Genomic DNA, 13,122 nt, shown 5'->3' with positions numbered 1-13,122 from the left:
ATGTTACAAATATAAAAAAACCCAATGCAAGCATTGGGTTTTTTATTAGATAGCATCACTAATGATTAATTGAATTCAAATTGGTAAAGCAAGTCCACGGCCTGATCGAGACCATTCACTGCTTCGACATATAAATTCTTCATTAATTGATAACGTACAGTAAATTCATCGACGTCATTAAATAAACCCACACCATATTTCACCTGAAGACCCGGTGCAATATAACCGCTTACAGTTACTTGTGAGTCATCGCCAGCCCCGGCTGTTGATAAGCTGAGATCCTTGATACCAACGGCTTCACCCACATCACCAACTAATTGGCCACTTTGTGCTAAGCCCATGCCTATCAGAGCCGTCGTCATCGCATTACTCGAACCACCCTCATTATCACTATCAAGGTTATGACCCGTTAAGATATATGACAATGCATTTTGTTGTGGCATGGCAGGATCAGAGAAAATACTCACTTCAGGTTTATCAGCGGAACCAGTGACTTTAACTCCCGCAATAACATCATCTTCGATATTATCAGGATCACGGATCGCCTCAATAGATAGGTATGGCTGATCAGGTGGACCATTAAATAAGATCTGTCCTTTACGAATAAGTAATTCTTGACCCAATGATCGGTAAGAGGATCCTTTGGCAATATTCACTTCACCATAAATCATTGGTCCTTTACCTTCCTGTCGAACATTAAGATCGCCTAACAAGCTAGCTTTAAGACCAAATGCAGACAATTTAACGTCATCACCGACATGCAGCATGATATTAGTTGTGATATCAAACGGTACAGACTTCTTAGGTATAACAGGCTCTAAGTTATCTTTTAGGATCACCTGATCTTTAGAAACCGCAATTGCTGACTTAGGTAATTGGTTAACCTTAATACGTCCCCATGGAATACCTACTTTACCGATAATGTCTGCAGATTGAGGTGTTGCTTTAATAGTGAGATCTGGAGATACCTTAAGAGAAACCATCGGAGGCATGCTCACTTGCAACTCTTTACCATTAATATTTAATTCCGTTTTCCACGCTGCCATATCTTGCCAGTCACCAGTACCACGTAATAGCAATTGTCCATCAGGTGTATAAATATTCCCCATTAACGTTGCGTTATAACCCGTAAAGGCTAATTTAATATCAGCGTTCTGAACATCTAATGGTACTTTACGCCCTCTTGCTTCTAGCTTCGTGACTTGTAATAAACCATTCACCGCGGGGTGCATGATTGGACCCGTTATTTTCAAGTTAGTATCAACTTGACCACCAAACTGATGGTAGTCCTTAATAACAGGCTCTAAGAATGCAAGCGTAAAACGATCTAATTTCACATTAGCATTAATGCGCTTATCACCTTGTAGATCAGTGACTTTAGCATTACCGGATAAATCACCATTATTTTTAACCGCCACTAACCAATTAGCATTTAGAACATCATTTTCCATCTCAGCATTGACAGTAACTTTATCCCAGCCTAACGTTAATGGCGTATCGTCGGTATCCACTTGTTGAGTAAAACTACCGCTTGGCATCAAAACCTGGGCTTTCACATAAGGTGCACTCTTCGGCGCCCATTTAGCGACAACATTCGCACCAAGCTCACCATTAACGTTCATCTGCTTAGGAATAAATGATTTCAACAAATCAAAATTGAAACGCTTTATTGCTAACTGAGCATTACCCGATGTACCAGCAGTAAGATCTTGAGTTAAACAAATTCCAGCTTTACCTTGCTGCCAACAGTGTGCACCGACTGTTGCCATTGCGGTTTTCAGATCATAACGGATAGGTGTTGGATGGTTTAGTACCCACTCACCAACAGGGGTCGTAAAGTCACCTTTTTGCAATATACCTTGCCAGCCTGTCTTACGATCTAATTTACCCGTTAGAAGTAACTCAGTGCCTACCGGCTCTCCTTTTATTTTTACTGTTAAACGATGATCTTGTTCTGTACCTTTAAATAACACATCCATATCATCTAACGTAACAGTATCAAATTTCCCTTTTTTAGCATTTAAACTAATATCAGCTTTTAATGCAGGTAATGGCGTTACGCTACCTTTCAATTTAAAAGACGCAAGACTTGCTACTTTTTGCCAACCAAGCGCATCACCTTCAAGGTCAAGTTTTACATCTGGTTCAGCCATCTTGCCTGATAACTTCACCTCTCCATTAACACGACCATGTAAGTCTGCTAATGATTTAGATAAATCTGGCGCTTTAATATCAGCAACAATATTCCACGTCTTGTCTAATTCACCTTTAGCGACTAAACCATTAGGACCATGCTTTAACGTCAAACCCTGTGTTTTAAACTTAAGATCTTTACCTTTACCCGTAAGATCAGAAGCATCAAGCTGACCATGAAGGTCAAGAGGCTGTTTCATGATGGAGCCATTAACAGCAAGCTCTGGCAATTTAATAAACCAGCCACCTTTTGCAGTTAAGCCACCAGATGTATTTAACTTACCGCTTAGGTTGCCTTCCGCTTCTGGCCATTGTTTACCTGGCTGGATATTGGCAAAAGCAAGCTGGCCTTGCCATTTAACAAGATCTTTCCAACTTGCTTTTGCATTACCTGTAATAGAGCCGCCTAAGGTATCTACATTCAGTACCGATAAGTTCACCGAATCAAGATTACCTTTACCTTTCAAATTTAATTTCACGTTTGGCATTGGCGTACCATTTACGTTGCTTTTGGCATTAAACGTAAAGTCCTTTAAGCTACCTTTGGCATTTATGTCAGTATTGGCAACAGTAAATTCTGCTTTTTTATCAATAGGCCATTGTAAGTGCTTACTTGATACCACTAAATCAAAAGGAAGATTCGGATCTAATGGCGATAATTTACCTTTAATTAACGCATCTAATTTACCTTTTAACGTTGCATCAAGTACCAATTTCGCTAATGATCCTGATGCTTTTAAATGTAACTGATGTCCTTCAACAGGCTTCATCGATATCTTTGCATTCGCATCTAATGTGAGTGGGTAATCTCCCGTTAACGTCACATCCGCTTTCGCGGTTAAAGATGCTTGAGGCGCATTCACCTGCAACTTATCAATCTTGATATCACTATCTTTAGCATTCGCAATCAGCTCTAATAACGAGACCTTTTGTGGCGTTTCGCCAGCTAACTCAAAGTCTTTTACCGTAAAGCGCTCAATATCAAACGACATCGGTAGCACAACATCAGGCAGTTTTATTGCTTCAGCTTTTTTCGTTGATTTAGACGCTGTTACTGGCTTTTTATCACCCGCTTTAGATGGCGCTAATGCTAAATAAATCCCTTCCCAATCCGTTGGCTTTAAGGTGACATGACTGCCTTGTAAATCTGCTGCTGTAGAGAAATGCTTCCAGCGGACTTTATTCGCCAAAATATCTAAATCGATATCATCAAGCGTTATCTTCTCAATATGAATAGGTAATGGCATTGAGATTTCAGTTACAGATTCGGAAGGCTGTTCAGGCTTATTCGATGTAGGAGGAAGTTCTGGCATTGAAAACTTCACACCTTGTACCCCTAAATCAGAGACACAAACCTCAGGTGTTAATAGACAACTATCATTTAATGTTAAATTCAGCTTATTAACAGCAAGATCTATATTACCGTCGTTATAACGGACATTCTTAAATTCAAAACCATCAAGCAAAGCACCTTGCGATTCACCAATCGACAAGGCTGGAAGCGCTTTTTGCGCTCCCCATGCAGCAACTTTAATACCAGCAGGAGTATAAAGTAGTGCAGCTACAGCAATAACTAATAATAATAATAAGGCTAATACGCCAAGTGCTATACGCTTAACCCAAATCATAATTCAGGACCTAAAGTAAAGTGGAGCTGAAATTCATCTTTGCTCAGTTTAAGGAAACGATCATTATTGCTCTTGTTCTTATCTATGCCCCAAGCAAAATCAAGGCGAATAGGACCTACAGGTGAAACCCATCGAACACCGACTCCAACGCCACGCTTCCAATCAGGTGTAGTATTCCAAGCAGAACCATAATCATAGAATACAGCCCCCCACCAATCACCATAAACGCGGTGTTGATATTCAATGCTAGAAGTTGCCATATAACGACCGCCTTCCATTTTGCCTTGGCTATTACGAGGAGAGATAGACTGATAACCATAACCTCGAAGGCTATTATCACCACCAATAAAATAACGTAACGAAGGTGGGACATTTTGAATGCCATCACTAATAATGGCGCCGCCATCTAAACGGAAAATACCACGCTGATTTTCACCGAAACTACGAATCCAAGCATTTTTTGCTTGTACTCGAGCGAAAGTAGTATTTGATCCAACATTTTCATTAGCAAGATCAACAGAAAAATTATATTTACTCCCACTGGTCGGGAATATTCCCCCAACCATACTGCTTTTACTGTATGACAATCCTGGCATCAAAACATTGAAAACACCTTTTTCCATCCCACCTTGTTCATATTTCTCCGTCAACCAACGAAGTGCAATAGTACGATTCCATCCCGAATCTAAACGCCAGTGACGCTCAACCCCGAGACCAAATTGCGTACTTATCGTATCGTGCGTATCGACATAACGAATGCCACCGACAACTTGATAGTAATCATTCAACACATCATCTAGTGGGATCTTATAAACCGCTTCAACTTTTGGCTCGTCTTTCGATATTTCTGATTTCAAGTTAAAGCTATGACCTTTACTCGTAATCCAAGGTTTTTTCCAATTGAACTTCAAACGAGGGCCAGTATCAGTCGAAAAACCAATACCCGTTTCAAATTGATTTTTAACTTGTGGTGAAACAACGACATGAATTGGGATCGCATCATCTTTACGCTCTTTTACATCTCCACCAACAAAAATGGAGGAAAACCAACCAACGTTAGACAAACGCTCATTGTACTCTCCAAGCTTTGAAGCAAGGTAAGGTTCATCTTCCGTATAGGGGATCATTGACCGTAAGCGGTTATCATCAATTTGGCTTCCCTGAAAAGTCGTTTCACCAAAGGTATAACGACGACCTGAATCAAAATTAATATTGATAAATACTTCGTTACGACTGGGTACCACTTCTAATGTACTTTTCGTTAATTCAGCATCAAAATAACCACGTCGAAGTGCTAAACTCATTAATGATGATTTAAAAGCCTCATACTTTCCTTGATTTAGCGGTTCACCTAGCCCTAAACCACTACTTTTTACTAGTGACATAAAAGCAGGATCATTTTTAGCATCACCAGTAACAATTAGATTACTTTTACTAATATGCGCTCGTGGACCTTGTTCAACAGTAACCACTATATTAGTTTTAGAGCCACTACCCGAGACTTGATAATCAAACTTTGGCTGGAAATAACCCAATGCCTGTAGCGCGTCGCTAATTTCATTTAATACCTGATCTTTAAAGCGCAATGTCGCGCTGTAATCATCCTTTGATAATGCAGAAAGATAAGCATCGACATTATCTTCTACTTTTCCCTCTAAGCCTTTAATCTTCAATGAAGACGCCATAACCGGACTCGATAGCACCAAAGCAAATGATGTCACACCCAACCATTTAAAAACTTTATTCATTCTATTGTGCTTCTTTGCGAAATTTAGAATTAATTACGAACCCATTTTGACAAAGCTATAAGTAACTTCCAACTTTTGTCACCTGAAAACTTATGAATATTGAACCGAATAGAATTTTGATCCATTTTCAGCTACCTATTTATAAATATTAACAAAATGAATCTAAAAAAAAGTAACCAAAAGTCATTGAACTTAAGGTAAACAACAGCTCAACACTATACAATGCAACCACTTTAATAAAAGCATTAAATTACACGCAAAGTCCTATCTATAACTACATTGTCAGAATCATAATCAGTTGGAATTATTAAGAATAATCACGAAGTAAACTTAGTACTTAAAACGATTCAAACCACTTTAAGTAACTAAACAACTGTAGAACAATTAATAACTTCTTTTGAGAAAAAAATTCAATACAACTCTGTAATTAAATACATGATATTGGAAGGGTAGATCTGTATTGTCATATGGTAGGATAAAGTTAACAGAAAACAGGATCAAAGTTATACATACATCTTACTCGTATCCCATAAACGATGATTATTTGGGATAAAGCCCCTAGTTTGTAGTGATTACACGACCATGCCTGATAGCATTTGAATCTCTTTATTCACCTCAGTTAATACATTTAATGCTTTTAGATCACCAGATTTAGGTGGTAATAGTCGTCCACTATCAAATTCGAAGCCACCTACACCCATAATGAAAATACGACCTCGAAAATAGCTTTTTACATAACGAGCCACTTGGTTTGGTCGGTAAATTTTAAAGATTCTAAGCATGTTGTCCTCACTTAACAGTTACAGGTATAGACTGCAAATCGATGACTTTGTTTCATCACGTCAAAACTTAATGCAAACAACTTGCCATTTTCCAATAAATACGAACTTTGTAACAATAATGATCGACTTAGAGCTCAAATATTGAATTCTGGTACTACCAGATCAAAGAAGATTAACTATCATAATCACAAATCAAACAAAAAAGAGGTAACACATGAAATTAAAGGCAACCTTTATCCTACTTGCAGCTTTAGCCCCTTCAATCAGTTTTGCTACCAACATCAAATCAGGAGATTCATTACCTGGTGTTACTGTTACCAATAAAGGTGAGCTTGTTTTAAAAGATAAAACTATTAGTTACCAATCATGGAGAAGTACAAAACTAACAGGAAAAATGCGTATAGTATTTGCTATTGCTGGACGCAGTTCAGCCAAAGAGCTAAACGCACCACTTGTTGCAGCCATTTCTGCCGCAAAATTTCCGGAAAATAAATATCAAACAACCACTATCATTAACCAAAATGACGCAATTTGGGGTACGGGTGGCTTTGTAAAATCAGCAACAGAAGACAGTAAACGTGAATACCCATGGTCATCAATAGTGCTTGACAGCAATGGAATTGTTCAAAAAACATGGGATCTAAAAGAGGAAAGCTCTGCCGTATTTGTAGTTAATAAGGCGGGTAAAGTCATATTCACAAAAGAAGGCAAACTGACACCTAGTGAGATTAAAGAAGTGATCGGTTTAGTGAATAAAAATTTATAATGATACTTTAGTCACCTATCTTAGGGTGGCTAAAACTTTTCCAAAGTAATAAAGAAACGATAGCTCTAGTCGATATACTATTTACTAAAAAACCAAAGCAAGTAACTCACGATCGTTGAATAACCAATGACTAAAATAAGATCAGTAATATATCGATTCAATTTTTTCATGGGATGCTCCGTAATCATTACTTACTTTAATTTAACACAAAGATAACATTTCATTGTGTTCGTTCCTAATCATGAGATCAAGATAGCAAAAACGGGTGAAGCATTGGTTAAGGGAATGAAAAAGTATGAACCATAAAGCAGAGAGCATAGATAAGCCAATAGTAAATAGTCGAGCGCTTGGAGTGTTAAATACATTAACCGACAGTAAACACAAAATAAAAAGCATTGCCGAAAAATATACTATCGATGGGGAAATTAATAATACTCAAGAGAGAACTTTAAATGAAAGATTACAAATTCGTCTTCAAAAACAACAACAACAACAACAATCGAATTTAGAGCAGATCATAAAACGAGCCTATAACCAATGTAATGATGAAACAGCTAGAGATCCTGATCCTGATTGGTTAGTGAGATTTATAGAAATGGCTCAACAAATTCATACTCCATCAATGCAAAAACTGTGGGCAAAAATTCTAAAACAAGAGATCATTCAACCAGGCTCAGTCTCTCTTCGCACTTTAAAAATACTTTTATCAATGACACATCGAGAAGCAACTCTATTTCAAAAAGTGCTTACTCTTACCTGTTGCATTGGTAATGATAAACATAAAAAACTTCTCACAAGTATCAAACAGCGAACAAGCAGCTTTAGTTTTCATAGAAGCCACCAAACACATATTGATTATAACCAATACCATTTACCTTATTCATCTATTTTAATTTTAACTGAACTTGGGCTACTACTAAGCACTGAGCTAGAAACAAACCTAATAACTTATACTGATAAGCTCAATTTCAACTACCATACAGAGTCTTACAGCTTATCTCCAATCAAAAAAAGGACGTCTTTTACCTATTATCGTTTATCTCCAATAGGACAGGAATTAGCCCAACTAATTGGGTCACAAACTAATGATGAATATAAAGAGCAACTTAATGAAGTGCTTTTAAGATATTTTACAGTAGCCCACCAAAACTGATTTATTCCAAATACACAACCTGAATTTTTGACTCAACTTTTTTATAAATGTTAAAGCAGGCGGGACTCTAATTTACGAACTCCGACATAACAAGATGCTAAGCTTCCCGATAAAGCGCCTTACTCACCAAACTTACTACGCTGTAATGCTTATTTGTACAGACGAAAAAAAACCTGAATCTTTCGATTCAGGTTTCTTTAATAAAATGGCGGAGCGGACGGGACTCGAACCCGCGACCCCCGGCGTGACAGGCCGGTATTCTAACCAACTGAACTACCGCTCCACACGGAAATAAAACTTTCGTTTTATCCGATATTCGTAGTTCAAAACGAATATCTTAAATTTAAAGCCTGGCGATGTCCTACTCTCACATGGGGAGACCCCACACTACCATCGGCGCTATTACGTTTCACTACTGAGTTCGGCATGGGATCAGGTGGGTCCATAACGCTATGGTCGCCAAGCAAATTCTGTTTTATTTATTGTCATCGACAATAAATAGCAATCTGGGAAAATCTAACTAGTTGTTCTCTACACGTTCAAGTGTACTTGGAGTCCGTATAAAAACCCCTTGGGTGTTGTATGGTTAAGCCTCACGGGCAATTAGTATCAGTTAGCTCAATGCCTCGCAGCACTTACACACCTGACCTATCAACGTTGTAGTCTTCAACAACCCTTTAGAGACCTTAAAGGTCTAGGGATGACTCATCTTGAGGCTCGCTTCCCGCTTAGATGCTTTCAGCGGTTATCGATTCCGAACTTAGCTACCGGGCAATGCGTCTGGCGACACAACCCGAACACCAGCGGTTCGTCCACTCCGGTCCTCTCGTACTAGGAGCAGCCCCTCTCAATCATCCAACGCCCACGGCAGATAGGGACCGAACTGTCTCACGACGTTCTAAACCCAGCTCGCGTACCACTTTAAATGGCGAACAGCCATACCCTTGGGACCGACTTCAGCCCCAGGATGTGATGAGCCGACATCGAGGTGCCAAACACCGCCGTCGATATGAACTCTTGGGCGGTATCAGCCTGTTATCCCCGGAGTACCTTTTATCCGTTGAGCGATGGCCCTTCCATTCAGAACCACCGGATCACTATGACCTGCTTTCGCACCTGCTCGAATTGTCATTCTCGCAGTCAAGCGGGCTTATGCCATTGCACTAACCTCACGATGTCCGACCGTGATTAGCCCACCTTCGTGCTCCTCCGTTACTCTTTGGGAGGAGACCGCCCCAGTCAAACTACCCACCAGGCACTGTCCGTAACCCCGATAAGGGGCCAACGTTAGAACATCAAGCATACAAGGGTGGTATTTCAAGATTGACTCCACAACCACTGGCGCGGTTGCTTCAACGTCTCCCACCTATCCTACACATGTAGGGTCAATGTTCAGTGCCAAGCTATAGTAAAGGTTCACGGGGTCTTTCCGTCTAGCCGCGGGGACGCAGCATCTTCACTGCGATTTCAATTTCACTGAGTCTCGGGTGGAGACAGCGTGGCCATCATTACGCCATTCGTGCAGGTCGGAACTTACCCGACAAGGAATTTCGCTACCTTAGGACCGTTATAGTTACGGCCGCCGTTTACCGGGGCTTCGATCAAGAGCTTCGACCGAAGTCTAACCCCATCAATTAACCTTCCGGCACCGGGCAGGCGTCACACCGTATACGTCATCTTTCGATTTTGCACAGTGCTGTGTTTTTAATAAACAGTTGCAGCCACCTGGTATCTGCGACTCCCGGCAGCTTAGAGAGCAAGTCTCATCACCGCTAGGAGCGTACCTTCTCCCGAAGTTACGGTACCATTTTGCCTAGTTCCTTCACCCGAGTTCTCTCAAGCGCCTTGGTATTCTCTACCTGATCACCTGTGTCGGTTTGGGGTACGATTTCTTATAATCTGAAGCTTAGAAGCTTTTCCCGGAAGCATGGCATCAATGACTTCAACACCGTAGTGTCTCGACATCGTATCTCAGCCTTAAGATGGTCCGGATTTGCCTAAACCATCAGCCTACATACTTGGACCTGGACAACCGTCGCCAGGCTCACCTAGCCTTCTCCGTCCCTCCATCGCAATTATAAGAAGTACGGGAATATTAACCCGTTTCCCATCGACTACGCCTTTCGGCCTCGCCTTAGGGGTCGACTTACCCTGCCCCGATTAACGTTGGACAGGAACCCTTGATCTTCCGGCGAGGGAGTTTTTCACTCCCTTTATCGTTACTCATGTCAGCATTCGCACTTCTGATACCTCCAGCAAACCTTACGATTCACCTTCAACGGCTTACAGAACGCTCCCCTACCCAATGAAGTAAAACTTCATTGCCGCAGCTTCGGTGTATAGCTTAGCCCCGTTAAATCTTCCGCGCAGGCCGACTCGACCAGTGAGCTATTACGCTTTCTTTAAATGATGGCTGCTTCTAAGCCAACATCCTGGCTGTCTGAGCCTTCCCACATCGTTTCCCACTTAGCTATAACTTTGGGACCTTAGCTGGCGGTCTGGGTTGTTTCCCTCTTCACGACGGACGTTAGCACCCGCCGTGTGTCTCCCGGATAGTACTTACTGGTATTCGGAGTTTGCAAAGGGTTGGTAAGTCGGGATGACCCCCTAGCCTTAACAGTGCTCTACCCCCAGTAGTATTCGTCCGAGGCGCTACCTAAATAGCTTTCGGGGAGAACCAGCTATCTCCGAGTTTGATTGGCCTTTCACCCCTAGCCACAAGTCATCCGCTAATTTTTCAACATTAGTCGGTTCGGTCCTCCAGTAAGTGTTACCTCACCTTCAACCTGCCCATGGCTAGATCACTCGGTTTCGGGTCTAATCCTAGCAACTATGACGCCCAGTTAAGACTCGGTTTCCCTACGGCTCCCCTAAACGGTTAACCTTGCTACTAAAATTAAGTCGCTGACCCATTATACAAAAGGTACGCAGTCACCTAACAAGTATGCTCCTACTGCTTGTACGTACACGGTTTCAGGTTCTATTTCACTCCCCTCACAGGGGTTCTTTTCGCCTTTCCCTCACGGTACTGGTTCACTATCGGTCAGTCAGGAGTATTTAGCCTTGGAGGATGGTCCCCCCATATTCAAACAGGATATCACGTGTCCCGTCCTACTCGTTTTCACTGATAATGCGTTGTCGGTTACGGGGCTATCACCCTGTATCGCAGAACTTTCCAGAACTTTCACCTAACGCAGAACTAGCTTAAGGGCTAATCCGGTTTCGCTCGCCGCTACTACCGGAATCTCGGTTGATTTCTCTTCCTCGGGGTACTTAGATGTTTCAGTTCCCCCGGTTCGCCTCGTGCTGCTATGTATTCACAACACGATACGTGCTTATGCACGTGGGTTTCCCCATTCGGAAATCCCAGAGTCACCGGTTTTTACTACCTTCTCTGGGCTTATCGCAAGTTAATACGTCCTTCATCGCCTCTGACTGCCAAGGCATCCACCGTGTACGCTTAGTCACTTAACCATACAACCCCAAGAGGTTTCGTATGTTCAAACAACCAAGGTTTGTGTTCAACACTTCGATCAAAAAAGTATTAAACGTTGGTTTTTCGCCGGACTCGATACAAGACACTTGAATGTGTATTGTTTGAGAACTCGTTTTTATCCGAAGATAAAAACATTTTTTAAAATCAATCTATTGATTGAATTTACTAGTCAGCTTTCCAGATTGTTAAAGAACATGTAATCATCGTTAGATAACCACTTTTTAAAGACACTTTATTCAAATGCGTTTAAAGAGTGGTGGAGCTATGCGGGATCGAACCGCAGACCTCCTGCGTGCAAGGCAGGCGCTCTCCCAGCTGAGCTATAACCCCAACGATATAAAAGACTAAACCACCACCTTCTCTGGGAGAGAAAGTGGTGGGTCTGAGTGGACTTGAACCACCGACCTCACCCTTATCAGGGGTGCGCTCTAACCACCTGAGCTACAGACCCAAGTCTTTTTACGTTCTACATTTTAACCAAGCAATCTGTGTGGACACTGCATTAAACAGTAAGTCTTTAGGTAAGGAGGTGATCCAGCCCCAGGTTCCCCTAGGGCTACCTTGTTACGACTTCACCCCAGTCATGAACCACACCGTGGTAAACGCCCTCCCGAAGGTTAAGCTATCTACTTCTGGTGCAGCCCACTCCCATGGTGTGACGGGCGGTGTGTACAAGGCCCGGGAACGTATTCACCGTGACATTCTGATTCACGATTACTAGCGATTCCGACTTCATGGAGTCGAGTTGCAGACTCCAATCCGGACTACGACGTACTTTCTGGGATTCGCTCACTATCGCTAGTTGGCAGCCCTCTGTATACGCCATTGTAGCACGTGTGTAGCCCTACTCGTAAGGGCCATGATGACTTGACGTCGTCCCCACCTTCCTCCGGTTTATCACCGGCAGTCTCCCTGGAGTTCCCACCATTATGTGCTGGCAAACAAGGATAAGGGTTGCGCTCGTTGCGGGACTTAACCCAACATTTCACAACACGAGCTGACGACAGCCATGCAGCACCTGTCTCAGAGTTCCCGAAGGCACCAATCCATCTCTGGAAAGTTCTCTGGATGTCAAGAGTAGGTAAGGTTCTTCGCGTTGCATCGAATTAAACCACATGCTCCACCGCTTGTGCGGGCCCCCGTCAATTCATTTGAGTTTTAATCTTGCGACCGTACTCCCCAGGCGGTCTACTTAACGCGTTAGCTCCGAAAGCCACGGCTCAAGGCCACAACCTCCAAGTAGACATCGTTTACGGCGTGGACTACCAGGGTATCTAATCCTGTTTGCTCCCCACGCTTTCGCATCTGAGTGTCAGTATCTGTCCAGGGGGCCGCCTTCGCCACCGGTATTCCTTC

General features: G+C 42.1%; 5 protein-coding genes, 3 tRNA genes and 3 rRNA genes. 2 read left to right on the top strand and 9 right to left on the bottom strand.

What is annotated here, in order from left to right; genetic code table 11:
* Positions 1-65: 65 nt before the first annotated feature.
* The 3 genes from SKA34_RS13180 to SKA34_RS13170 form a co-directional block, all read right to left on the bottom strand.
* Positions 66-3,821 carry a translocation/assembly module TamB domain-containing protein gene (locus tag SKA34_RS13180; protein WP_006646032.1) on the bottom strand — a complete coding sequence of 1,252 codons (3,756 nt, stop codon included), beginning with the start codon at positions 3,819-3,821 and terminating at the stop codon, positions 66-68.
* Positions 3,818-5,569, bottom strand: a complete 1,752-nt coding sequence (locus SKA34_RS13175) for an autotransporter assembly complex family protein (protein WP_006646031.1) — start codon at positions 5,567-5,569, stop codon at positions 3,818-3,820. Before SKA34_RS13175 ends, SKA34_RS13180 begins: the two co-directional genes overlap by 4 nt.
* Before the next feature lie 572 nt (positions 5,570-6,141).
* On the bottom strand, positions 6,142-6,351 hold the full coding sequence (locus SKA34_RS13170; RefSeq protein WP_006646030.1) for a DUF1107 domain-containing protein: 210 nt from the start codon (positions 6,349-6,351) through the stop codon (positions 6,142-6,144).
* Positions 6,352-6,565: 214 nt separating this feature from the next.
* On the opposite strand from SKA34_RS13170, the gene SKA34_RS13165 reads away from it, so the two are divergent.
* Complete coding sequence (locus SKA34_RS13165; RefSeq protein WP_006646029.1) at positions 6,566-7,117, top strand: YtfJ family protein; 552 nt, start codon at positions 6,566-6,568, stop codon at positions 7,115-7,117.
* Between the two features lie 295 nt (positions 7,118-7,412).
* Positions 7,413-8,270 (top strand): TIGR03899 family protein, encoded by an 858-nt coding sequence (locus SKA34_RS13160; protein ID WP_006646028.1) that lies wholly within the window; start codon positions 7,413-7,415, stop codon positions 8,268-8,270.
* Between the two features lie 206 nt (positions 8,271-8,476).
* On the opposite strand, the gene SKA34_RS13155 is transcribed toward SKA34_RS13160, so the two are convergent.
* The 6 genes from SKA34_RS13155 to SKA34_RS13130 all read right to left on the bottom strand — a co-directional run.
* Positions 8,477-8,553, bottom strand: a tRNA-Asp gene (locus tag SKA34_RS13155).
* Positions 8,554-8,618: 65 nt separating this feature from the next.
* Positions 8,619-8,734 (bottom strand): 5S ribosomal RNA (rrf, locus tag SKA34_RS13150).
* A gap of 118 nt (positions 8,735-8,852) precedes the next feature.
* A 23S ribosomal RNA gene (locus SKA34_RS13145) occupies positions 8,853-11,744 on the bottom strand.
* Between the two features lie 276 nt (positions 11,745-12,020).
* Positions 12,021-12,096: transfer RNA gene (locus SKA34_RS13140), tRNA-Ala, on the bottom strand.
* A 44-nt stretch (positions 12,097-12,140) separates the two neighbouring features.
* A tRNA-Ile gene (locus tag SKA34_RS13135) sits at positions 12,141-12,217 on the bottom strand.
* A 71-nt stretch (positions 12,218-12,288) separates the two neighbouring features.
* A 16S ribosomal RNA gene (locus SKA34_RS13130) occupies positions 12,289-13,122 on the bottom strand; the annotation flags it as partial.

The sequence above is a fragment of the Photobacterium sp. SKA34 genome, from assembly GCF_000153325.1.
Taxonomy (GTDB): Bacteria; Pseudomonadota; Gammaproteobacteria; order Enterobacterales; family Vibrionaceae; genus Photobacterium.
Note: the sequence above shows the minus strand (reverse complement) of the source record. Positions and strands in the feature narration are given on the sequence as shown.